The organism is Streptomyces sp. NPDC033178, from assembly GCF_055577685.1.
The window spans coordinates 402,616-424,628 of the sequence record NZ_JBVIPT010000005.1 but is presented as its reverse complement, the minus strand read 5'-3'; the positions used below and the strand labels follow the sequence as shown (position 1 = coordinate 424,628).

Here is a 22,013-nt window from a genome sequence, read left to right as displayed (position 1 = left end):
GTTCAGACCTCCTCGGGCTCGGTCAGCAGGGGGTAGACGCCGTTCTCGTCATGGTCCTCCCGTCCGGTCACCGGCGGATTGAAGACACAGATGCAGCGGAAGTCCTCCTTGATCCGCATCGTGTGCCTCTCGTGCCCGTCGAGGAGGTACATGGTTCCCGGCGTGATCGTGTACTTCTCGCCGGTCTCGTCGTCGGTGAGTTCGGCCTCGCCCTCCACGCAGACGACGGCCTCGATGTGGTTCGCGTACCACATCGACGTCTCGGTACCCGCGTAGAGGATCGTCTCGTGCACGGAGAAGCCGACCCTCTCCTTGGCGAGGACGATGCGCTTGCTCTCCCAGGTACCCGACGCCGATTTCACGTGTCGGTCAGTGCCTTCGATCTCCTTGAACGAACGGACTATCACGGTGCTGCGAAGCCTCCTTCAGGCTGATGTGCGGTTGGTGCGGTTGGTGCGGTTGCTGCTGTGGCCGCTGTGGTTCAGGGGTGGTTCAGGCCGTCTCGCGGACGGCACGGGCGAGGATGCGCAGGCCCTCGTCCAGTTCCTCGGGGGTGATGGTGAGCGCCGGGAGGAGTTTCACGACCTCGCTCTCCGGGCCCGACGTCTCGATGAGCAGGCCGAGTTCGAAGGCCCGCTTGGCGATCAGGCCCGCGCGCGCCCTGTCGTGGAACTCCATGCCCCAGACCAGGCCCCGGCCGCGGTACTCCTTGACGTCGGCGAGGTTCTCCTCGGTGATCGAGATGAACGCCTCCTCGACCTGCTCGCCACGGGTACGGGTCTGCTTCTCCATGGCGGGGCCGTCGGACCAGTACGTCTCAAGAGCGGCGGCGGCCGTCACGAACGCGGGGTTGTTGCCGCGGAACGTGCCGTTGTGCTCGCCCGGCTCCCAGATGTCCAGCTCGGGCTTGAACAGGCACAGGGACATGGGCAGTCCGTAGCCGCTGATGGACTTGGAGACGGTGACGATGTCGGGGGTGATGCCCGCCTCCTCGAAGGAGAAGAACGCCCCGGTCCGGCCGCAGCCCATCTGGATGTCGTCGACGATCAGGAGCATGTCCTGGCGCTCGCACAGGTCGGCGAGGGCGCGCAGCCACTCGGGGCGGGCGACGTTGATGCCGCCCTCGCCCTGCACGGTCTCGACGATCACGGCGGCGGGCTTGTTGAGTCCGGAGCCCTGGTCCTCCAGGAGCCGCTCGAACCAGAGGAAGTCCGGGATCTTGCCCTCGAAGTAGTTGTCGAAGGGCATCGGCGTGCCGTGCACGAGCGGGATGCCGGCGCCGGCCCGCTTGAAGGCGTTGCCGGTCACGGCGAGCGAGCCGAGCGACATGCCGTGGAAGGCGTTGGTGAAGGAGACGATCGCCTCGCGCCCCTTGACCTTCCGGGCCAGTTTCAGCGCGGACTCGACGGCGTTGGTGCCGGTCGGGCCCGGGAACATGACCTTGTACGGCAGGTCGCGGGGCCGCAGCACCAGGTTCTGGAACGACTCCAGGAACCCGCGCTTGGCGGTCGTCGACATATCCAGACCGTGGGTGACGCCGTCGCGTTCCAGGTAGTCGATGAGGGCGCGTTTCAGTACGGGGTTGTTGTGGCCGTAGTTGAGTGATCCGGCGCCGGCGAAGAAGTCGAGGTACTCATGGCCGTCCTCGTCGAACATGCGGCTGCCCTGCGCGCGGTCGAAGACGGTGGGCCAGCCGCGGCAGTAGCTGCGCACCTCCGACTCCAGGGTCTCGAAGACGCTCAGGTCGGGCTGGGTGATGGTCACGGTGTTGCTCCTCAGGGCGTGGGGGGTTCGTCAGTGCGACAGGGGGCCGATGCGGTACAGCACCTCTGGGTCGTGCGGTCCGTCGGGGAAGTGCGCTGTGTCGAACAGGACCTCGCGCTCGACGGTCGCTCCGTGGCGCCCGGCGTACGACGTGAACAGCCGCTCGGAGGCGGTGTTGCCCGGGGTGATGGTGGTCTCGACGGTGGTCAGCTCGTGTGTGCGGGCGATCCGCAGGGTCAGTCCGTCGAGGAGCGCGGCGGCGAGGCCGCGTCCGCGCTGTTCCGCGTCGACGGCCACCTGCCACACGAGAAGCGTGTGGGGGCGCTCGGGCCGGATGTAGCCGGTGACGAAGGCGACCGGCTCGCCGTCGGCCGTACGCGCCACCGCGGAGGTGCCGGCGAAGTCACGGCACCACAGCAGGTAGCTGTAGGAGGAGTTCAGGTCGAGGTTCCCGGAGTCCTTGGCAATGCGCCAGAGTGCGGCTCCGTCCACCACGTGCGGACGGTCGATCCGCAGCCCTTCCGGCATTTCCAGGAATTCCGCTTGCAGGTCTGCTTGTGCGGCGGTCATGCGGATTGAATTTACCCAGCGAAAGTTCAAATTGCATCGCCGGAGGGGGTTACGTCGATGCGCCCGTTGTGTTATCACGCGGGCGCGGACGCCGCGTACCACCGGCCTGGAGCCACCCATTTATCACGAAAACACAGGAGAAACCGGGCACCCTGTGTGTTGCGTCACAGCCGCGTAATCACCACGAGATCTGCCCGAATTAAGAGGTTGGTGTTCGCGAAATCTTAGCGTTTAGGTTCGAGGAAAGCGGGCAGAAGAAAACGGGGAGCTGCACTGAATAAGGCCCCGGAAAAGAGCCCGGAAATACCTCCGGATAAACCGAACCGGAATTCCCCGATCACCCGCCGCACCGCTGGTCAGGCGCCTGTGACCCCGTCGATCCGCTCCCTGACGATGTCCGCGTGACCGTTGTGGCGCGCGTACTTGTCAGGTTCACCCGCGCCCCGAGAGAAGCGTTACCGCCGCATCTCGGTGAGACGCCGCACGAGTCCAAGCGGCGTCACCTCGGACAGCGCGGCACCGTGGGCTCTCCGTACGACCCCCGCCGGTCGGGGCTCAGGTGCCGTCTCTGAGGTCCGCCGGCCAGTCCGGGCGGTATTCGATGTGGTCGTAGGTGACCACGCAGCCCTCACCCATCGGGGACTGGGTCATGAAGCCGATCAGGGCGGCGCCGGTCTCCTTCTCGTCGGCCAGGGTGAAGAGGCGGACGAAGGTCCAGCGCTTGCCGTCCCGCGATGCGTGGAAGGCGAACGCGCGGCCGGTGCGGCTGATCCTCAGCCAGACCGAACTGCCGTCCACCGTGAAGGAGTTGGCGTCGTCGGAGTGGCCCCGGGTGACGACCGTGCAGACGGTGGGCACATCCGGCGAGTTCTCCAGGCAGAGTTTGGCCCAGGCCCGCTCGCCCACATGCGCGTACAGCACGCCCGCGTCGAAGGCCCCGGCGAAACCGACCGTGACCCGGGCGATGAGCTGGAAGTCCCCCTCCGGCGACCCGAGCAGCCGGGGGGCGTCGGACGCGGGGTCCAGGCCCTCGTCGGTCGGCGGCACGAACCGGTCCTGCCGCGCCCCCGCCCACCCGGTGAGCACCCCGTCCTCGTACGACCAGTGCCCGTCGGGCCCGTACGTCCGAAGAGAAAAGGGAAGTTCAGGAATTTTCACGTCCATCCCCCGAGTCTGTCAGGTCCACCCCCACGCCCCGAAAGGGGCGCGGCTCCTTCAGGGGCGCGGGGAACTGCGCGATCAGCCACAGCGGGCCCGCAGCCGCAAACCGACCACGGGCCCAACGGCGCTCCAAGCGGAGCGCTACCGCTCCAGACGCCCGTCGTACCGCCGCGGCAACCCCAGCGGATTGTCGTCGCGGAGCTCCGCCGGCAGCAGCGCCTCCGGCGTGTTCTGGTACGCGACCGGCCGCAGCCACCGCTCGATGGCCGTACCGCCGACCGACGTGGACGTGGAGGTGGTCGCCGGGTACGGCCCCCCGTGGTGCTGGGCGGGTGCGACCGCGACACCGGTCGGCCACGCGTTGACCAGGACGCGACCCGCGAGCGGCGTCAGCTCGGCGAGGATCTCCGCACCGCGCCCCTCGCCGGCGGTCTCCTCCGTGGAGAGGTGGACGGTCGCCGTGAGGTTGCCGGGCAGCCGGGCGAGCACCGCGTTCGCCTCGGCCTCGTCCTCGTAGCGCGCCACGACGGTGACCGGTCCGAAGCACTCCTCAAGAAGCAGGTCGTACTCGCCCTCGCTCGCGAGCCGCCCGGCCGGAACCGTCAGGAAGCCGGGGCTCACCGTGTGCTCGCTGCCCGCACCCGGGGTCACCGGAGCGTCCACGTCGGGGAGTTCGGCCCGCTCGGCGACCCCCGCGACGAAGTTGTCGCGCATGCGGTGGTCCAGCAGAACACCCGCGTCCGTGTCGCTCACCGCGTCCGTGAGCGACTTGACCAGCCGGTCACCGGACGCGCCGGCGGGCGCCAGCACAAGACCCGGCTTCACGCAGAACTGGCCGACGCCCAGCGTCATGGAGCCCGCGAGCCCCGTACCGATCGCCTCGGCGCGCTCGGCGGCCGCGGCCTCGGTGATGACGACGGGGTTCAGGGAGCCCAGCTCGCCGTGGAAGGGGATCGGCACGGGCCGGGCGGCCGCCGCGTCGAAGAGTGCCCGTCCGCCGCGTACCGAACCGGTGAATCCGGCGGCCGTGACCAGCGGGTGCCTGACCAGCTCGACGCCGGCGTCGAAGCCGTGCACCAGGCCGAGGACACCGTCCGGGATGTCGTGCTGGGCGGCGGCCCGGCGCAGGACGGACGCGACCAGCTCGGACAGACCCGGGTGGTCGGGGTGCGCCTTGACGACGACCGGGCATCCCGCGGCGAGCGCGCTCGCGGTGTCGCCGCCGGGCACGGAGAAGGCGAAGGGGAAGTTCGAGGCCGAGTAGACGGCGACAACGCCCAGCGGCACCTTGTAGCGGCGCAGGTCCGGGATCGGCGGGGTCGCGGTGTCGTCGGGGTGGTTGATCACGACCCCGAGGAACTCGCCCTCGTCGACGATGTCCGCGAAGGCCCGCAGCTGGTAGCAGGTGCGGGCGAGCTCACCGGTGAGCCGGACCGGACCGAGCGCGGTCTCCGCGTCCGCGGCCTCGACCAGGTACTCCTTGGCGCCTTCGAGCTGGTCGGCCGCGGAGCGCAGGAAGGCCGCGCGGACGGTGCGGTCGGCGAGTGCTCCCCGGGCGGCGTGGGCCGCGCGGACGGCCGCGTCCACCTCCTGGGCTGTGGCTTCCACCGCAACCTGCTCGCGCTGCTTCCCGGTTCGGGGGTCGACACTCCAGACTGGTGCTGCTGCCACCGCGGGTCCCTCCAGATGTAATGCCGCAGTACATGTGCCACTCACCAGCGGCGTTCGATATGCTGAACGCTGTCTCTGGTGGTGAATATGCTGTGGAGACTATTTCCCGGCGAACTAGGGGGTCAAGGCGATGTCGGCAGTCGAGACGGGCGGCGGGGCGCAAGTCAAGTCCGCGGTGCGGACGGTTGAATTGCTCGAGTACTTCGCCGGACGCCCGGGCATGCACTCCCTGGCCGCCGTGCAGGAGGCCGTCGGGTACCCCAAGTCCAGTCTCTACATGCTGCTGCGCACCCTCGTCGAGCTCGGCTGGGTCGAGACGGACGCGACGGGCACGCGGTACGGCATCGGCGTACGTGCCCTGCTCGTCGGTACGTCGTACATCGACGGTGACGAGGTCGTGGCGGCCGCGCGGCCGACCCTGGACCGGCTCTCCGACGACACCACGGAGACCATCCACCTGGCGCGCCTCGACGGCACGAACGTCGTCTACCTCGCGACCCGCCAGTCCCAGCACTACCTCCGCCCCTTCACACGCGTGGGCCGCCGGCTGCCCGCGCACTCCACGTCGCTCGGCAAGGCGCTGCTCGCCACACACACCGACGAGCAGGTACGGAAGCTGCTCCCGGAGACGCTCCCCGCGCTGACCGAGCACACGATCACCGACCGGGAGAAGCTCATCGAGGAGCTGCACCAGGTTCGGGAGCAGGGGTTCGCGGTGGACCGCGAGGAGAACACGCTCGGGCTGCGCTGCTTCGGCGTCGCGATCCCCTACCGGACGCCCGCCCGGGACGCGATCAGCTGCTCGGTGCCGGTGGCTCGGCTGACGCCCGCGCACGAGCAGATGGTGAAGGACGCGCTGTTCGACGCGCGGGACCGGCTGACTCTCGCTACCCGGAGGCTTTGACATGTCCGACATGCCCGACGCGGAGGTCGTGCTCCGGGAGATCCACGACAGCGATCTACCGGTCTTCTTCCGGCAGATGATGGACCCCGAGTCGGTGCGGATGGCCGCGTTCACCGCGAAGGACCCGACGGACCGGGACGCCTTCGACGCCCACTGGAAGCGGATCCGCGCCTTGTCCGACGTCGTCAACCGTACGGTCCTCGTCGACGGTGACGTGGTCGGCAACGCGGCGGTGTACGGCCCGCCGGACGAGCGCGAAGTGACGTACTGGATCGACCGGGCGTACTGGGGGCGGGGGATCGCCACGGGCGCCTTGCGGGCGCTGCTCGATGCCGTGCCCGAGCGTCCGTTGTTCGCTCGGGCTGCCGCGGACAACGTGGGGTCGTTGCGGGTGCTGGAGAAGTGCGGGTTCCGCGTCTCCGGGCGGGACCGGGGGTTCGCGAATGCGCGGGGTGAGGAGATCGACGAGGTTGTGCTGACGCTCGAAGCGTGAGCGTGCGTCGGTTTTTCGGTGGGCGCAGTTGGGGCTGCGGGTCGTTGCCGGGTGCGGGTTGTGTGTGGCTGGTCGCGCAGTTCCCCGCGCCCCTTTCGGGGCCTGGCATCGCGTCCGCCTCCCCCGTGCGGCGGAGGCGGATCGTCGTCGCGCAGGACGTGGCCCGGTGGGGTGGGGCGGGAGCGTGGGTGGCATGACGCAGACGTTTCGTCGGATGTTGTGCGCCGTCGCCGAGCAGCCGACGACCTGATGAACCTCACCTACGCTGGGCAGATGATCGTCGGCATCCTCGTGGCGGGCGTCGGTGCCTCCGTCCTGGCGAAGCGGTCGAGGTGACCGCATTCGCCCGGACTCTGTTCGGGAGGCGGACGCGTCGCCGGTGGATCCATCTGATCCTCGGCGGTGCGCTCGCCATGCCGTACGTCTTCGTCGGCGAGCTGATCGTCGGCCCGTTCACCAGCTCCCAGAACCTGTTCAGTTCGCTGCCCCACCAGCTGCTCGCCTTCGGTGCCGGGCTGCCGCTCGCCGCGATCACCGGGCTGTTCCCGCTGACCCGGCCGATGTCGGTGGCCGTGGTCCGGGCCCTGTGCGGGGTCGACGGCGACCGCCTCGCCGACGGGCCCGCGCGCACCCGGCAGGCGAAGGGGCGTACGGCGGTGTGGTTCACGCTGCACCTGGGGTTCGGCGGAGTGATCGCCGGGATGTCCCTCGCGACGCCGCCCTTCGCGGTGGTGCTGATCGTGCTGCCGCTCTACGCGGGGCTGCGCGACTCCCGGCTCGATCTGCCCGAACTCTTCGACCACACCTGGGCGTTGGCGCTCTCCCCGGTCGCGGGCGCGGTGATGCTGGCGGCCCTCGCCGGCTGCGCGGCGGGCGCGGGCGCGCTGCTGGCCCGCTGGGCGCCGGAGCTGCTCGGGCCCACGCCCGAGGACCGGCTCGCCGCCGCCGAGGCCCGCGCCGCCGACCTCGCCGTACGCAACCGGCTGGCCCGCGAGCTGCACGACTCCGTCGGCCACGCGCTGAGCGCCGTCACGCTCCAGGCGAGCGCGGCCCGCCGGGTCCTGGACAGCGACCCGGAGTTCGTGCGCGAGGCGCTGGCCGCGATCGAGGACACCACGCGGCGCACGGTGGGCGAACTCGACGCCGTACTGGGTGTGTTGCGTGACGCCGGCTCCCCCGGCGGCGCGCCGGGCTCCCCCGGCACGACCCCCGCGACCGCCCCCTCGCCCACCCTCGCCGCCGACCTCGACGGTCTGCTCCGCCGCACCCGCGCGGGCGGCCTCCGCGTGACCGCCGCCGTGGAGGCCGACCCCGAGGCGCTGCCCCCGCTCGTCTCCCGCGAGGCGTACCGCATCGTGCAGGAGGCGCTGAGCAACGCCCTCAAGCACGCCGGACCCGGGACCTCCGTGAGCCTCCGGATCAGGGTGGTCCCCGACGGCAGGGAGCTGGCCATCACCGCCGAGAACCCCGCGCCGACGGCCATGGTCCCCCGTCCCGGCGGCGGCCACGGCCTGCGCGGCATCGCCGACCGGGCCCGGCTCCTGGGCGGCACCGCGGAGTCCGGGCCGGTGGACGGGGTGTTGTGGCGCCTGCACGTACGACTCCCCCTGGAAGGACCCGTATGACCATCCGGATCGTCCTCGCCGACGACGAGCGCATGGTGCGCACCGCGCTGCGCGCGATCCTGACGGCCGAGCCCGGTCTGGAGGTCGTCGGCGAGGCGGCCACCGGCGCCGAAGCCGTGTCCGTCGTCCGCGAGCTGGCGCCGGACGTCGTCCTCATGGACGTCCGCATGCCCGGGATCGACGGCATCCGCGCCACCGAGCAGATCCTGGCGACGCTTCCCGATCCCCCGCGCATCGTCGTGGTGACCACCTTCGAGAACGACGCGTACGTGTACGAGGCGCTGCGTGCCGGAGCGTCCGGGTTTCTGCTCAAGCGGGCCGACGCCGACGCGCTGGTCCAGGCCGTGCGGCTGGTCGCGCACAGCGACAGCCTGCTGTTCCCCGCGGCGGTGCGTGGCCTCGCCACCGAGTACGGGCGGGCGAAGGCGGCACCGCCGGCCTGGGTGGCGAGGCTCACCGGCCGGGAGAGCGAGGTCCTGCGGCTGATGGCCGCCGGGCTCACCAACGCCGAGATCGCGGGCCGCATCGGCGTCGGCCCCGCGACGGTGAAGACGCACGTGGCGGCCGTCCTGGCGAAGACCGCGACCCGGGACCGTACACAGGCGGTGATCGCGGCGTACGAGGCGGGCTTCATGAAGGACGTATGAAAAATCCGGGTGGGTGGGAACGATCGGGTCCGTCCTGGTCGTCGTCCATATGGGATGAACAAAACGATCAGGCGCGCCTCCGTCTTCACCCTGCTGCTCGTCCTCGCCCTCCTCGTCCGGGCGACCTGGGTGCAGTTCTACGAAGGCCAGGCGCTCGCGGACAGCAAGGACAACCGACGGAACGCGATCGAGCAGTACGCGTACCCGCTCGGGAACATCATCGTGGCCGGCGACGCGATCACCGGTTCCGCGCAGACGAAGGGCAGCGACCTCAAGTACAAGCGCACGTACACCGACGGCAGCCTTTACTCGGCGGTCACGGGCTACAGCTCGCAGGTGTTCGGGGCGACGCAGTTGGAGGGCATCTACCAGGACCTGCTCGACGGCACGGACAACCGCCTGAAGAACCCCCTCGACACGGTCACCGGCAAGCGCGCCGACCCGGGTGACGTGGTCACCACGATCGACCCGGACGTGCAGAAGGCGGCGTACGAGGCGCTCGGCGACAAGAAGGGTGCCGCCGTCGCGATCGACCCGAAGACGGGCAAGATCCTCGGCGTCGTGTCCACCCCGTCGTACGACCCCTCGGTGATCAGCGCCGGCGACTCCGACGCCTGGACGAAGCTGACGAAGGACCCGGAGAAGCCGATGACGAACCGGGCGCTGCGCCAGCCGCTGCCGCCTGGCTCGACGTTCAAACTGGTCGTCGCGGCCGCCGCGCTGGAGGACGGCCTGTACTCCTCGGTGGACACGAAGACCGACAGCGAGAACCCGTACACGCTGCCGGGCACGACCAGGGTCCTGGAGAACGAGAGCAAGTCCGCGCCCTGTGAGAACGCGACGATCCGTGTCGCCCTGCAGTACTCGTGCAACAACGTCTTCGCGAAGATGGCCGTCGACCTGGGCCAGGACAAGCTGAAGGCGATGGCCGAGAAGTTCGGCTTCAACGACACGTCGCAGGACGTGCCCGTGCGGGCGTACGAGAGCGTGTATCCGTCGGACATGGACCCCTCGTCCACCGCGCTGACGGGCATCGGCCAGTTCGACGTGACCGCGACGCCGTTGCAGATGGCCATGGTGTCGGCAGCCATCGCCAACGGCGGGAAGCTGGTCTCGCCGCACATGGTGTCGCAGATCAGTGACTCGGACGGCAACGTGCTGGAGAACTACGACGACTCGACGGACTCGAAGGAGATCGTCAGCTCGTCCACGGCCGAGCAGCTGCAGTCGGCGATGCAGACGGTCGTCGATGAGGGCACGGGCACGAACGCGCAGATCTCCGGGGCGACGGTGGGCGGCAAGACCGGTACGGCGCAGCACGGTGAGAACAACAGCAAGACGCCGTACGCGTGGTTCACGTCGTACGCGAAGGACGACTCCAGCGGCAAGGAAGTGGCTGTCGCCGTGTTGGTGGAGCAGTCGAATGCGGCGCGCTCGGAGGTCAGCGGCAACGGGTTGGCCGCGCCGGTTGCGAAGGCGATGATGCAGGCCGCGCTTCAGAACTGACGGTTCCTGTGGGTCGGTTGGCCGCGGGCCGCGCCCCTAAAAGACTGCGCAGTTCCCCGCGCCCCTGAAAGGGGGCGCGGGGAACTGCGCAGTCTTTGGCGGTGACCGTTACTTCACGCCCAGAACCTGTTCGATCGGGTCGATCGCGAAGTAGATCAGGAACAGCACCGACGTTCCCCACAGCAGCCAGTGGACCTCCTTCGCCTTGCCGAGGACCGTCTTGATCAGGACGTAGGCCAGGAAGCCCGCGCCGATGCCGTTGGTGATCGAGTAGGTGAAGGGCATCACGGCGATCGTCAGGAACGCCGGGATGGCGATCTCGTACCGGTCCCAGTCGATGTGCTTGACCTGGGTCATCATCAGGAAGCCGACCGCGACGAGGGCGGGGGCGGCCGCCTGGAGCGGGACGATCGTCAGCAGCGGGGTCATGAACAGGGCGAGGGCGAAGAGCCCGCCCGTGACCAGGTTCGCGAAGCCCGTGCGCGCACCTTCGCCGACGCCCGCCGCCGACTCGATGTACGAGGTCGAGGAGGAGGCGGAGGCCGCGCCGCCCGCGACCGCCGCGGCGCCGTCGATGAGCAGGACGCGGCCGAGGTTGGGGACCTTGCCCTCCTCGTCCAGGAGTCCGGCCTCGGCGCTGATGCCGACGACCGTGCCCATGGTGTCGAAGAAGTCCGACAGGATCAGCGTGAAGACCAGCAGCACGACGGTGATCACGCTCGCCTCACCGAAGGCGCCGAACAGGCTGAAGTCGCCGAGCAGCCCGAAGTCGGGCGAGGCCACGATGTCGTCGGGGATCTTCGGTGTGGTCAGGCCCCAGCTCTTGATGTCCGCGATCTCGTTGATGATGATCGCGACGATCGTCATGGTCACGATGCTGATCAGGATCGCGCCCTTGACCTTGCGGGCGAGCAGCCCGATGGTCAGCAGCACGCCGAGACAGAAGACCAGGATCGGCCAGCCGGCGAGCGCGCCGGTGCCGCCGAGCTGCACCGGGACCGTGGTGTTCGCGACGTCGGGTATGCGGGTGACGAACCCGGCGTCGACGAAGCCGATGAAGGCGATGAACAGGCCGATGCCGACGCTGATCGCCTGCTTGAGCGGCTGCGGTATCGCGTGCATGACGGCCTCCCGCAGGCCCGTCACCACCAGGACGCAGATCAGCAGGCCCTCAAGGACGATCAGGCCCATCGCGTCGTCCCAGCTCATCAGCGGGGCGATCTGGAAGGCGACGACGGCGTTGAGGCCGAGCCCGGCGGCGAGCGCGAGCGGCAGGTTGCCGCCGACGCCCATGATGACCGTCATGACGGCAGCCACCAGTGCGGTGGCGGTGACGAGCTGGACGGTGTCGAGCTGGTCACCGAACTTGTCCTTGGCGCTGCCCAGGATGATGGGGTTCAGGACAAGGATGTAGGCCATCGTGAAGAACGTGGCGAAGCCGCCGCGTACTTCACGGGCGAAGGTGGAGCCCCTGGCGGAGATCTTGAAGTACCGGTCGACGCTGTTCGCCGGGGGTGGTCCGGCGCTCGGCCGGTCTCCCACCTTCTGAGTTTCGGACATGGCGGATGCTCCTCGTTACCTGCGTGTTCAGAGTGCGGATGCTGGCTGGATTGTTCCCTCGTTGAACCGTTTTCAGGTTTTCCCCGTGTTACGGAATCGAGTTCGGCCCGCCATACGATGTTCGAAGCGCTGTACGAGCGCCTGATACTCTCTCGGATCTCGCCCCACAGGACACCGTTCCTTCACACCCGCAACGCAGGGGCCGTATACGCACGTACCCCGTGAGAGCCGTCAGACGTACCGCGCAGGAACCGACAGGGAGAGGTCGCCCGTGGGCACTGTCGTCGACGACGCCGCCTCCGTGGAGTTCCACGATTTCTTCGAGCGCCACTACGCCGAACTGGCGCGTCTGGCCCACCTGTTGACGGGCGAGTCGGACGCGGCCGACGATCTGGCGGCGGACGCACTGCTCGCGCTGTGGCACCGCTGGGACCGGGTGCGCGCGGCGGACCACCCGGTGGCGTACGCGCGTGGTGTGGTCGCCAATATGGCCAGGAGCCGGATCCGCAGTGCGGTGCGTGAGCGCAGACGGATCACGCTGTTCTGGGCGCAGCGCGAGGACAAGACCGAGAACCCCGACATACCGGGCATGGTCGATGTTCAGGAGGCCCTGCGCAGACTGCCGTTCCGCAAGCGGGCGTGCGTGGTTCTGCGGCATGCTTTCGACCTCTCGGAGAAGGACACCGCGCTCGCCCTCGGAATCTCGGTCGGTACGGTGAAGAGCCAGACGTCGAAGGGGATGGCGGAACTGCAGCGGTTGCTCGGGTCCCAGGAGGCTCCGCGGCGGGTGCACGCGGCGGTACTGCGTGCCACCGGAGCCGAAGGGAGGGAACGATGAAGGACGTGCACGAGGAGCTGCGCGCCACGCTGCGGGACGCGGCCGAGGCGCATGAGCCCGACCGCGCGCACATCCTGGCCCGTGTCGAACGCGGCATGGCCGGCGCGGAGAGTGCCGGGCGCCCCTCCCCGCGGTCGTCCCCGCTCGGCTGGTTCCGTGTCGTCGGCGCCACGGCTGCCGCCGCCGGTGTGCTCGCGGTGGGCGGCTACGCGGTCGCGTCCGCGGTGAAGGACGACAAGGCGGCCGATCAGACGGTCGCGGTCTCCCCCACGCCCGACCCGTCGCCGGAGGCGACGAGCCGTGCCCCGATTCCGCCGGACCCGGCCAAGTCGTCGCCCCCGCCGGAAAGGCCGAGCACGCCGAACTCCCCGACGGCCAGGCCGACTCGGACCGCCCCGGTCGCTCCGCCCGCGAAGGCGGACACCGAGGACGGCCCGCTGTGGTCGGACGGCTCGGTCGACCCGCACAGCAACGAGTTCTGGGCGCAGAGCAATGTGACCCTGAGGACGAGCAAGCAACTCACCGCGCTCACCGTCGTGTTGAAGGTCAAGCAGACCGGCGGGGTCACCTCCGCGGGTGCCTGGCGCTCGGCGCCCGAGGACGACTTCACGGTGACGGTCGCCGAGAAGGACGGTTTCCTCGTCTACACCTGGGTGCTCAGGTCGGGCCGCACGGTGTGGCCGGGCGAGTGGGTGTTCGCGGGCCAGTACGACCACGACCGCGGCGGACGCGACGCCGGAGACGACACGTACGCGGTCGGCGCGCAGGCCGGGGACGAACAGCTGGGCGTGGCGGGCGACTTCGCGCGCGACGCGTCCGACGACGACGGCGACTCGTGAGAAAAAGTTCCGACGGGCGGCAACCGCTTCTGGAGACTGAGCGGGAGCGAGTCCTGTAGTCAGGACTCGTTGCACTTCAGCGGCAGCAGCTCCACACCCCCGACACGGTCATCACCACGGGCTCCTACCGGGGCAACAACCACACGTTCACGTACAACGTCCCGGCGACCGCCTGGAAGTCGGACACCAGTCAGTACAACGTCCTGAAGCTGAACGTGGTCAGCGGTTCGACGGGCTCGGCGTTCCTGAGTCCGGGCACGTCCTTCGACTGTCTGGACCTGCTGCCCTGACCTCAGAGCCCGTCTCACACCCCGGGGACGTGGAACCCGGCGGAGCTGTTGCCGTGGGCCTCGTTGCCGTCGAGGACGTGAGCGACCGAAGCACCTCCTCCGCCGAGTTCGAACCCGTGGCCGCCACCCTCGAAGGCACGGTCCTTCCACCGGTTCTTCCCGTTCCCGTACGCCGACGAGTGCTCGACGGTGACGGGGCTGGAGAACTGCCAGAGGTCCAGGCCGTCGTCGGAGTTGTCGTAGAGCCGGGCGCCGACGATCCTGTTGCCCGTGCCGGAGCCGAACTTCACGCCGATACCGTCCGCGTTCCGGCCGTGCCCCGCGGCGTCGTAGTTGCCGTAACTGCGCAGGTTCTGCACGAGGTTGTCCGTCGTACCGTCCCCGCGCAGCGTGAATCCGGAGTCGCCGTTGTCCGCGGTGACCAGGTTCCTGAAGACGCCGCCGACGGACGAGGTGGCGACGAAGCCGAGGCCCGGAGAGTTCTGCCAGGTGATGTCCTGGACGGTCCAGTGGTCGCCGTCGATCCCGGCGAGCGGGGATCCGGCGGCCAGCTTCGCCCCGTCGATCCGTACCTTCTCGCCGTCGTACGCCCGCAGCGTGATCCGGGCCGAACTCGTGCCGTTGGCAGCCGACTTGAGAGTCCCCGTCGGGTAGTACGTGCCGCCGCGCACCTGGATGGTGGTGCCGGCCGTGGCGTTCCTGACGGCGGACTCCAACTGCGCCGCGGTCGACACGGTCACCGTCGTGCCGGCGGCGCTCGCCCCGTCGGGCGAGAGGCCGAGGTAGACGCCTCCCGCCCCCGAGGCGACGACCACCGCCGTGGCGACGGAGAGGGTGCCGGTCCTGCGGTGCCGTCCGGTGCCGAGACGCACGGGGGCGTTCCTTTCCTGGGGAACGGGGGAGAGAGGCGGGGCCGGGGCCGCTTTCGTTTCTCGGCCCCGCCTCTGATCCCTGGTCGCCGCCTGCCCGGAAAAGGTTGCCGGGTCCGCGCGAAACGAATCGAAACTTTCGCTCGCCCCGGGGCCGCTTCCACCGATTGACGGCCCCGTGCGCCACTGGTGACACTCCGAGGGCAGTCCATCCCAACAGAATCCACCAGACCCCCACAGGATGTGTCATGCGCCCCCGCACCGTGCGAACGCTCCTGATCCCCCTCCTCGCCCTCCTCCTGGGCCTGCTCGCCGCCCCACCGAGCCCGGCGGCCCAGCCCCAGGCCCCACCCGAAGCGCCCGGAGCACCTCACGTGACCAAACAGAAGTACGCCGGCTATCTCTTCGCCTACTTCACCGGGGAGGGCACGGCGGACGGCGAGCAGATCCGCTACGCCCTCAGCCGGGGCGACGACCCGCTGCACTGGCGGGAGTTGAACGGCGGCAAGCCGGTCCTCACGTCCACGACCGGCGAGAAGGGCCTGCGCGACCCGTTCGTGATCCGCTCCCCCAAGGGCGACAAGTTCTACATGATCGCGACCGATCTGCGCATGTACCAGAACTCCAGCGGCAGTTGGGACGACGTCCAGCGCCACGGCAGCAGGTCCATCATGGTCTGGGAGTCCACCGACCTGGTCCACTGGACCGACCAGCGCCTGGTGAAGGTCTCCCCGGACAGCGCGGGCAACACCTGGGCGCCGGAGGCCTATTGGGACGACAAGCTCGGCGAGTTCGTCGTCTTCTGGGCGTCCAAGCTGTACGCCGACGACGACCCGGACCACACCGGCTCGACGTACAACAAGATGATGTACGCGACGACGAAGGACTTCCGCACCTTCAGCGCGCCGAAGGTCTGGGACGACCCCGGCCACTCGGTGATCGACTCAACGGTCGTGAAGAACAAGGGCACTTACTACCGCTACACGAAGGACGAGCGGGACCCCACCTCCTCCAGCCCCTGCTCGAAGTTCATCACCGCGGAGAAGTCGACGACGCTCACGGACACCTCGTACGACTTCGTGTCGGACTGCATCGGCAGCGGCTCGATCGACCGCGGTGAGGGCCCGACGGTCTTCAAGTCCAACACCGAGGAGAAGTGGTACCTGTTCATCGACGAGTACGGCGGCCGCGGTTACGTGCCGTTCGAGACCACCGACCTCGACTCGGGCCGGTGGACGATGTCGGAGAACTACCAGCTGCCCGCGAGCCCGCGGCACGGCACGGTCATGCCGGTCACGCAGGCGGAGTACGACCGGCTGCTCGCCGCCTATCCGGCCGGCGGCGCCTCGGTCATGGACGCGACGGTGAAGGACCAGAAGGGGTACGCGATCGTCACCGAGGCAGCCTCCAAGGTCGTGCTGCCGATGAAGCCGGGCGAGAACCTCGCGCGGCTCGCCCCGAAGCTCTGGCTCGCTGAGGGTGCCACGGTGAGCCCGGCGTCCGGCACGCGCCGCGACTTCCGCAAGCCGCAGAAGTACGAGGTGGCTTCGGCCGACGGCACGACCCGCACCTGGACCGTCGAGGCCGTGCCCACCCGCAGCCCCGTCCTGCCCGGCCTGTACGCGGACCCCGACATCCAGTACCTGGACGGCCGCTACTGGATCTACCCGACGACGGACGGCTTCCCGGGCTGGAGTGGTACGAAGTTCAAGGCGTTCTCGTCCAAGGACCTGGTCCACTGGAAGGACCACGGCGAGATCCTCGACCTGGGTCCTGATGTGTCGTGGGCGGACAAGAACGCCTGGGCGCCCGCGATCGCCGAGCGCGACGGCAAGTACTACTTCTACTTCTGCGCCGAGCAGCAGATCGGCGTGGCGGTGGCCGACTCCCCCGCAGGACCCTTCAAGGACGCCCTCGGCAAACCCCTGGTGGCGAAGGGCGGTTCGCTGCAGGGCCAGATGATCGACCCGGCGGTCTTCACGGACGACGACGGGACGTCGTACCTCTACTGGGGCAACGGCCACGGTTACGTCGTCCCGCTCAACGACGACATGGTGTCGTTCGACGCGTCGAAGATCCAGGACATCACCCCGGACAACTTCCGGGAGGGCTCCTTCGTGGTCAAGCGCAAGGGCACGTACTACTTCATGTGGTCCGAGGACGACACCCGCAGCGAGAACTACCACGTCGCCTACGCCACCGGCCCGTCCCCTCTCGGCCCGTGGACCAAGCAGGGCACGATCCTCTCCAAGCGGCCGGAGTACGGCATCCTCGCCACGGGCCACCACTCGGTGGTCAACGCGCCCGGCACGGACGACTGGTACATGGTCTACCACCGGTTCGGCCTGAACGGGCCGGGTCTGGCGGGCGGGGACGGCACGCACCGGGAGACGACCGTCGACCGCATGAGGTTCGCGGCCGACGGCACGATTCTGCCGGTGGTGCCGACCCTTGAGTCGATCAGGCCGGTACGGCACTAGCCCCGGCTCGGTCTCGGGCCATTCCGTCTCAGTCCATTCTGTCTCAGTCCATCGTCGCGCCGATGGTGGTGCTGCCCGTGGTCAGGAACGTGGTCACGGGCAGCGCGCCGTTCGACTGGCGGGCGTTGTACGTGGTCGTCGCGCTGGTGGACCGGAAGGCGGGCGTGGAGATGCCCGAGTCCCAGTTGTTGCCGGACGAAACGACCGAGGAGCTCTTGCTCACCGAGCCGCCGCTGTTGCCGACCGCCAGGTTCTTGCCGAGCCTGGCGGCGCCGGTGGCGAAGTAGTAGCCCCACTTGGCGTTGGCGTAGGCGGTCGTGCGGTTGATGACGATGGCGCCCTTGTTGCTGTTCTCCGTGAAGCCGTTGCCCGCGTTGTCCCAGGCCGCCGAGTTGTTGACGACATGGGCAACGACCTCGCCGTCGCCGCCCAGCTTGTAGCCGTTGCCGTCGCCCGCGAACGCCGAGTCCGACCAGCGGTTCCTGCCGTTGCCCATGGCCCAGGTGTGCTCGACGGTGACCGGCGACGAGAACGACCAGAAGTCCAGGCCGTCGTCCGAGTTGTTGTAGAGGCGGGCGCCGGTGACGAGGTTGCCGCTGCCCGAGCCGAACTTGATGGCGATGCCGTCCGCGTTCTCACCGTGGGTGGCGGCGTCGTAGTGGCCGTAACTGTCGATGTTCCGGACGGTGTTGTTGGTGGTGCTGTCCCCGGTGAGCGTGAAGCCGGAGTCGCCGCCGTTGATCGTCTTGATGTTGTCCCAGACGGTCGAGGCGCAGGACTGGCAGACGACCGCGCTGTCCGGGGAGTTCTGGAAGGTGATCCCCGAGACCGTCCAGTAGTCGGCGGTCAGCTTGAAGATCCAGTCCCCGTCGGGAAGGTTCGAGCCGTCGATCTTCACCGTCTCGGAGCCGTACGGCTGGAGGTGAATCCGGCTGGACGAGGTGCCGTTGGCGGTCGACTGGAGGGTGGCCGTCGGGTAGTAGGTACCGGCGCGCACCTGGATGGTGGTGCCCGCGGTGGCGTTCTTGATGGCGTTGGACAGGTCGGTGGAGTTGCTGACGACCACGGTGGCGGCCTGGGCCTGGGTGGGGATCACGGCGAGTCCGGCACCGAGGGCGAGAGCCGCGCACAAGGACAGAGCGGTTCGACGGGACATGGGTGTGGGGACCTTTCGTCGAGTGGTGTGGGGAGACTGCAGGTCACAGGACGGAGTTCAGCCATGCGGGAACCTCGTCCTGCTGGGGCGGGGGGCTGCTCAGGACTGGCACTCAGAAGGCCTCCAGTCCCCGAGATACGCCTCCCGGGTGTGCGACGCGGCCTCCGTGTCCGTGAGCTGCGGCCGGTTCTCCGGCACCGAAATCACCGCGCCAGAACCGGAGTTGGCGTACTCGCGGAAGCGCATGCTCTGCCACGGATACGCCTCGCGCATGTTGGTGTAGGGCTCCACCGCGTCGATACCGGCCCCCAGCCAGGTCTCCCGCACGACGAGCGAAGGCCAGGCGGTGGTCTCGTACGAGGGCACCCACGGCCGGGCGATCTTGTACGCGGCGTCCTCGGCACCCGAGGTGATCCGGCACCGCTCGGCGAGGAAGCCGTACGGATTCGCGCGGGCCGTGGCCGGGGCGAAGACCATGCCCTCGGGTCTGAACGTGACGTCCCGGTCGAGGGTGTGGAAATGACACCGCTCGAAGACCGCCCGCGCCCGCCCGAACACGAAGTCCACATCACCCTCGACATAGCAGTCCCGGTAGTACTGCCGGTCGAACGCGTCGAGCGCGGTGGTGTCCGCGAACAGCGTGTCCTGGTGGCCGAGGAACCGCACCCGTTCGAAGCGTGATCGGTCCCCGGTGACGTACGCCGCCACGGCCTGTGTGCCCGTGATGTCGGGGTGGTCGGCGCGCAGCCAGTCGTTGGCCAGGGTGAGGTCCCGGACGGTCAGGCCGGGCGCCGCCGAGGTGAGGGTGGCGGAGCCGGCGGTGCCGTAGGTGCCGCCGCCGGGCTTGGGGGTGCCGTTGGCGTTGTCGAAGACGACCACGGCGGCCCGCGGATCGCGGGACGCACCGCGAAGCGTCAACTCCCCTTTCTCGGCAGGGATGTTGACGACCTCGCGATACGTGCCCGGATGCACGACGATCGTCCAGCCCTCCCCGTCCACGGCGTCCACCGCGTCCTGGACGGAGCCGCCGGGGCGGACGTGCAGGACGCGGCGCCGGGCCTCCGCGAAGGCGGGGGTCGTGCCGACGGCCACCAGGCCACCGGCGATCCCGGTGAGCAGTGTGCGCCGGCGCATGTCAGCACCCCTTCCAGGGTGTCCAGTCGCCGAGGTAGGCCTCCTGGGTGTGCGACCGGGCCTCGGCGGAGGTGAGCTGGGGCCGGTTCTCCGGTACGAAGACCACGGCGCCCGGTCCCGTGTTCCGGTACTCGGCGAACCGCTGGTCCTGCCACGGGAAGCCCGACGACATGTTGGTGTAGGGCGCGACCGCGTCGATCCCGGCACCGAGACGCGTCCCGCGCACGGTGAGCATGGGCCGCGCGGTGGTGTCCGAGCTGGGCACCCACGGGCGGGCCAGCTTGTAGTAGGAGTCCGGCGCCTCACTGGAGATCCGCCCGCCGGTCACCAGGTAGCCGTGCGGGTTGGCGCCCGCGGTGGAGGGCGCGAAGACGAACCCGTACGGGGCACCGGTCAGGTCATTCCTGATCAGCGTCCGGAAGTGACAGTTCTCGTAGACGGCGGTGGCCCGCCCGAACACGAAGTCCACGTCACCCTCGACGTAACAGTCCCGGTAGTACTGCCGGGCGAAGGTGCCGAGCGCCATCGAGTCGGCGTACAGCGTGTCCTGGTGGCCCAGGAACCGGCAGCCCAGGAACGCCGACCGGTCGCCCTGCACCTTGATGGCGACGGCCTGGGTGCCGCTGATCCCGGGGTGGTCGGCGCGCAGCCAGTCGTTGGCGAAGGTGAGGTCCCGCGCGGTGAACCCGTCGCCCTGCACGAGGGTGGTCGCCGACCCGGTCGTACCGTACGTTCCTCCGCCGGGCTTCGGAGTACCGGCCGCGTTGTCGTACACGACCACGACGTCCCGCGCCTCGCCCGAGGCCCCGATCCAGGTCATCTCCGTACGGGCGACGCTCACGGAGACCGTCTCCCGATACGTGCCCGGGGCGATGACGAGCGTGAACCCACTGCCGGTCGCGGCGTTCACGGCGGCCTGGACGGTGGTGTGGTCGCCGAGGCCGCCGGGGTGGACGTACAGAGTGCGCTCGTTCAACCGGGCGGACGGCGAGCCGTACCGCCCTAAGGGGGCGCGCCCACGCGCGTGGGCCTGTGTCTGTGCCTGTGAGGAGAGCCCCAGTGCGAGCGCGGCCCCCACGCTCGCCGCGACGAACGACCGTCTGCTGACCGGTGCGGGAAGGGTCATGGTCAGCAGACCTTTCCGGCACCGGCGCGGCCGCCGACGATGCCCGGCACGGCCCGCGGCGGGTCGACCTTCGTACGCAGGGTCGGGGTCCACCCGGCCCCCGACTGGAGGGTCTCCCCCGGGATCTCCGCGTTGTGGACGGCGATGAGATCGGTCAACTTCCCGTTGACGTAGTTGTTCTCGGCGGTGAGCGGAGCCTCGTTCCACTTCTTGAGGGTCTTGGCGGCGCTGACGCCGGCGGGCAGCGAGAACGCGTTGTCCGAGGCGTACAGCTGCGAGGAGGCACCGATGCCGAAGGTGTATCCGTACGACTGCCCCTTCGCCACGACGAAGTGGTTGTTGTACGCGTCGACCTGCCCGAATCGGACGCGCGGCGCACGCTCCACGATGCCCTCGAAGCGGTTGTGGTGGAGCGTGACCTTGAGCTTGCCGGTGTCGGTCGACCCGGCGCTGTCGCTGTTGCCGATGAGCATGGTCTTGTCGTGGTCCTCGACCGAATTCCAGGACACCGTCACATAGTTGGCGCCGCGTACGACGTCGAGCAGACCGTCGTGCTGCTGGTAGGTCTGGCCGTAGTACGTCGGCAGGGTGCTGTCGGGGTAGCGGCCGTCGGTCAGGGTGTTGTGGTCGACCCACACATGGGTGGAGCCGTAGACGACGACCGCGTCGTACTCGGAGTTCCAGGCCCCGGTGTCGGTGTCGGTCGGGTCCCACTGCGGGAAGCAGTCCAGCGGGGCCTCGATGGTGAGGTTGCGCAGGATGACGTTGTCGACGCCCTTGATCTGCAGGCTGCCGCCTCTGATCCCGGCGTTCTTGCCGACCCCGACGATGGTGGTATTGGCGGGCACGTTCGCCTTGATCGCCTTGTCCTGGTTGGCGGCGGAGGCGGCCCGCAGGCCCTCCGGGCTGTCGGCGGGCTCTCCGGAGAGGTCCTTGTCCAGCCCCCAGTTCTCCGGCGAGTACTTCTCCAGATACGCGTCGAAGTCGTACCCCGGCGCCGCGAAGGAAGCACACCCCTCGGCCACCGGATCGATGACTCCCTTGACCTTGATGATCTTCGGCGCGTCCCCACCGGCCTTCAACGCGGCCTTGAACTCGGCCCAGTTGGTGACGGTGTAGACGTGCTCGGCGGTGGCAGCGGCACCACCCGTGGTGCCGGCCCCCTCGGACCCCCAGCCGTCACCGACGGCGAGGGTCTCCCGCCCGAGGTCACGCCCCTGGGCGGCTTGGGTGACCGGGGCGGCCTGGGCATGGGCGACGGTCCCGGTGACACCGAGAACGAGCGCGGTGCATCCAGCAAAGGATGTCATGACATGGGCATGCCACATAGGGTTACGCATGAGTGCGGGATTCCTTCCAAACGAGGGGTGGGGCAACTGC

Annotated in this window: 18 protein-coding genes and 3 pseudogenes; 9 read left to right on the top strand and 12 right to left on the bottom strand. The window is 69.2% G+C overall.

Features of this window, described 5'->3' with window-relative positions:
* Nucleotides 1–2: 2 nt before the first annotated feature.
* The 6 genes and pseudogenes from ACZ5VQ_RS15490 to ACZ5VQ_RS15465 form a co-directional block, all read right to left on the bottom strand.
* The gene (locus tag ACZ5VQ_RS15490) at nucleotides 3–407 is read right to left on the bottom strand and encodes an ectoine synthase (RefSeq protein ID WP_200399089.1); all 405 of its coding nucleotides are present in this window, start codon (nucleotides 405–407) and stop codon (nucleotides 3–5) included.
* A gap of 85 nt (nucleotides 408–492) precedes the next feature.
* Nucleotides 493–1,764, bottom strand: coding sequence for a diaminobutyrate--2-oxoglutarate transaminase (ectB, locus tag ACZ5VQ_RS15485; protein WP_469105302.1), 1,272 nt, complete (start codon nucleotides 1,762–1,764; stop codon nucleotides 493–495).
* Nucleotides 1,765–1,794: 30 nt separating this feature from the next.
* Nucleotides 1,795–2,334 carry a diaminobutyrate acetyltransferase gene (gene ectA, locus ACZ5VQ_RS15480; RefSeq protein ID WP_190230211.1) on the bottom strand — a complete coding sequence of 180 codons (540 nt, stop codon included), beginning with the start codon at nucleotides 2,332–2,334 and terminating at the stop codon, nucleotides 1,795–1,797.
* Nucleotides 2,335–2,690: 356 nt separating this feature from the next.
* Nucleotides 2,691–2,759, bottom strand: a pseudogene (locus tag ACZ5VQ_RS15475) (mycothiol transferase); the annotation flags it as partial.
* Nucleotides 2,760–2,889: 130 nt separating this feature from the next.
* Complete coding sequence (locus tag ACZ5VQ_RS15470) at nucleotides 2,890–3,498, bottom strand: DUF1349 domain-containing protein (RefSeq protein ID WP_469105301.1); 609 nt, start codon at nucleotides 3,496–3,498, stop codon at nucleotides 2,890–2,892.
* Nucleotides 3,499–3,636: 138 nt separating this feature from the next.
* Nucleotides 3,637–5,166, bottom strand: a complete 1,530-nt coding sequence (locus tag ACZ5VQ_RS15465) for an aldehyde dehydrogenase (NADP(+)) (RefSeq protein ID WP_469105300.1) — start codon at nucleotides 5,164–5,166, stop codon at nucleotides 3,637–3,639.
* 130 nt (nucleotides 5,167–5,296) lie between these two features.
* Here ACZ5VQ_RS15465 and ACZ5VQ_RS15460 point away from each other — a divergent pair, with 130 nt between their 5' ends.
* The 5 genes from ACZ5VQ_RS15460 (at nucleotide 5,297) to ACZ5VQ_RS15440 (ending at nucleotide 10,341) form a co-directional block, all read left to right on the top strand.
* The gene (locus ACZ5VQ_RS15460; RefSeq protein ID WP_055616458.1) at nucleotides 5,297–6,070 is read left to right on the top strand and encodes an IclR family transcriptional regulator; all 774 of its coding nucleotides are present in this window, start codon (nucleotides 5,297–5,299) and stop codon (nucleotides 6,068–6,070) included.
* 1 nt (nucleotide 6,071) lies between these two features.
* On the top strand, nucleotides 6,072–6,563 hold the full coding sequence (locus tag ACZ5VQ_RS15455; RefSeq protein ID WP_469105299.1) for a GNAT family N-acetyltransferase: 492 nt from the start codon (nucleotides 6,072–6,074) through the stop codon (nucleotides 6,561–6,563).
* Nucleotides 6,564–6,895: 332 nt separating this feature from the next.
* Nucleotides 6,896–8,188, top strand: a complete 1,293-nt coding sequence (locus ACZ5VQ_RS15450; protein WP_469105298.1) for a sensor histidine kinase — start codon at nucleotides 6,896–6,898, stop codon at nucleotides 8,186–8,188.
* Nucleotides 8,185–8,835, top strand: a complete 651-nt coding sequence (locus tag ACZ5VQ_RS15445) for a response regulator (RefSeq protein WP_469105297.1) — start codon at nucleotides 8,185–8,187, stop codon at nucleotides 8,833–8,835. The genes ACZ5VQ_RS15450 and ACZ5VQ_RS15445 overlap by 4 nt, the downstream gene beginning before the upstream one ends.
* A 54-nt stretch (nucleotides 8,836–8,889) precedes the next feature.
* Nucleotides 8,890–10,341 (top strand): peptidoglycan D,D-transpeptidase FtsI family protein, encoded by a 1,452-nt coding sequence (locus ACZ5VQ_RS15440; protein WP_469105296.1) that lies wholly within the window; start codon nucleotides 8,890–8,892, stop codon nucleotides 10,339–10,341.
* Between the two features lie 108 nt (nucleotides 10,342–10,449).
* On the opposite strand, the gene ACZ5VQ_RS15435 is transcribed toward ACZ5VQ_RS15440, so the two are convergent.
* Nucleotides 10,450–11,901 carry an NCS2 family permease gene (locus ACZ5VQ_RS15435; protein ID WP_469105295.1) on the bottom strand — a complete coding sequence of 484 codons (1,452 nt, stop codon included), beginning with the start codon at nucleotides 11,899–11,901 and terminating at the stop codon, nucleotides 10,450–10,452.
* A gap of 271 nt (nucleotides 11,902–12,172) precedes the next feature.
* On the opposite strand from ACZ5VQ_RS15435, the gene ACZ5VQ_RS15430 reads away from it, so the two are divergent.
* The 3 genes and pseudogenes from ACZ5VQ_RS15430 to ACZ5VQ_RS15420 all read left to right on the top strand — a co-directional run.
* Nucleotides 12,173–12,739, top strand: a complete 567-nt coding sequence (locus tag ACZ5VQ_RS15430) for a SigE family RNA polymerase sigma factor (RefSeq protein WP_469105294.1) — start codon at nucleotides 12,173–12,175, stop codon at nucleotides 12,737–12,739.
* On the top strand, nucleotides 12,736–13,578 hold the full coding sequence (locus ACZ5VQ_RS15425; RefSeq protein WP_469105293.1) for a hypothetical protein: 843 nt from the start codon (nucleotides 12,736–12,738) through the stop codon (nucleotides 13,576–13,578). The genes ACZ5VQ_RS15430 and ACZ5VQ_RS15425 overlap by 4 nt, the downstream gene beginning before the upstream one ends.
* 110 nt (nucleotides 13,579–13,688) lie before the next feature.
* A pseudogene (locus ACZ5VQ_RS15420) lies at nucleotides 13,689–13,868 on the top strand (polysaccharide lyase family protein); the annotation flags it as partial.
* Between the two features lie 32 nt (nucleotides 13,869–13,900).
* Here the strand turns inward: ACZ5VQ_RS15420 and ACZ5VQ_RS15415 are convergent.
* A pseudogene (locus tag ACZ5VQ_RS15415) lies at nucleotides 13,901–14,740 on the bottom strand (right-handed parallel beta-helix repeat-containing protein); the annotation flags it as partial.
* A 245-nt stretch (nucleotides 14,741–14,985) separates the two neighbouring features.
* Here ACZ5VQ_RS15415 and ACZ5VQ_RS15410 point away from each other — a divergent pair.
* Nucleotides 14,986–17,217 (top strand): glycoside hydrolase family 43 protein, encoded by a 2,232-nt coding sequence (locus ACZ5VQ_RS15410; RefSeq protein ID WP_469105292.1) that lies wholly within the window; start codon nucleotides 14,986–14,988, stop codon nucleotides 17,215–17,217.
* A 43-nt stretch (nucleotides 17,218–17,260) separates the two neighbouring features.
* Here the strand turns inward: ACZ5VQ_RS15410 and ACZ5VQ_RS15405 are convergent, their stop codons facing one another.
* The 4 genes from ACZ5VQ_RS15405 to ACZ5VQ_RS15390 form a co-directional block, all read right to left on the bottom strand.
* Entirely contained in the window at nucleotides 17,261–18,373 is a 1,113-nt protein-coding gene (locus ACZ5VQ_RS15405; RefSeq protein ID WP_469105291.1) for a right-handed parallel beta-helix repeat-containing protein, read from the bottom strand.
* Between the two features lie 99 nt (nucleotides 18,374–18,472).
* Nucleotides 18,473–19,507, bottom strand: a complete 1,035-nt coding sequence (locus ACZ5VQ_RS15400; protein WP_469105290.1) for a pectinesterase family protein — start codon at nucleotides 19,505–19,507, stop codon at nucleotides 18,473–18,475.
* Nucleotide 19,508: 1 nt separating this feature from the next.
* Nucleotides 19,509–20,633 (bottom strand): pectinesterase family protein, encoded by a 1,125-nt coding sequence (locus ACZ5VQ_RS15395; protein ID WP_469105289.1) that lies wholly within the window; start codon nucleotides 20,631–20,633, stop codon nucleotides 19,509–19,511.
* Between the two features lie 2 nt (nucleotides 20,634–20,635).
* The gene (locus tag ACZ5VQ_RS15390) at nucleotides 20,636–21,973 is read right to left on the bottom strand and encodes a pectate lyase family protein (protein WP_469105288.1); all 1,338 of its coding nucleotides are present in this window, start codon (nucleotides 21,971–21,973) and stop codon (nucleotides 20,636–20,638) included.
* Between the last annotated feature and the right edge of the window lie 40 nt (nucleotides 21,974–22,013).

Coding starts and splice junctions, on each gene's coding strand:
- ACZ5VQ_RS15470 (WP_469105301.1), bottom strand. CDS start 3,498: ATGGACGTGAAAATTCCTGAACTTCCCTTTTCTCTTCGGACGTACGGG.
- ACZ5VQ_RS15390 (WP_469105288.1), bottom strand. CDS start 21,973: ATGCGTAACCCTATGTGGCATGCCCATGTCATGACATCCTTTGCTGGA.
- ACZ5VQ_RS15435 (WP_469105295.1), bottom strand. CDS start 11,901: ATGTCCGAAACTCAGAAGGTGGGAGACCGGCCGAGCGCCGGACCACCC.
- ACZ5VQ_RS15440 (WP_469105296.1), top strand. CDS start 8,890: ATGAACAAAACGATCAGGCGCGCCTCCGTCTTCACCCTGCTGCTCGTC.
- ACZ5VQ_RS15410 (WP_469105292.1), top strand. CDS start 14,986: ATGCGCCCCCGCACCGTGCGAACGCTCCTGATCCCCCTCCTCGCCCTC.
- ACZ5VQ_RS15445 (WP_469105297.1), top strand. CDS start 8,185: ATGACCATCCGGATCGTCCTCGCCGACGACGAGCGCATGGTGCGCACC.
- ACZ5VQ_RS15455 (WP_469105299.1), top strand. CDS start 6,072: ATGTCCGACATGCCCGACGCGGAGGTCGTGCTCCGGGAGATCCACGAC.
- ectA (WP_190230211.1), bottom strand. CDS start 2,334: ATGACCGCCGCACAAGCAGACCTGCAAGCGGAATTCCTGGAAATGCCG.
- ACZ5VQ_RS15460 (WP_055616458.1), top strand. CDS start 5,297: ATGTCGGCAGTCGAGACGGGCGGCGGGGCGCAAGTCAAGTCCGCGGTG.
- ACZ5VQ_RS15400 (WP_469105290.1), bottom strand. CDS start 19,507: ATGCGCCGGCGCACACTGCTCACCGGGATCGCCGGTGGCCTGGTGGCC.
- ACZ5VQ_RS15405 (WP_469105291.1), bottom strand. CDS start 18,373: ATGTCCCGTCGAACCGCTCTGTCCTTGTGCGCGGCTCTCGCCCTCGGT.
- ACZ5VQ_RS15395 (WP_469105289.1), bottom strand. CDS start 20,633: ATGACCCTTCCCGCACCGGTCAGCAGACGGTCGTTCGTCGCGGCGAGC.
- ACZ5VQ_RS15425 (WP_469105293.1), top strand. CDS start 12,736: ATGAAGGACGTGCACGAGGAGCTGCGCGCCACGCTGCGGGACGCGGCC.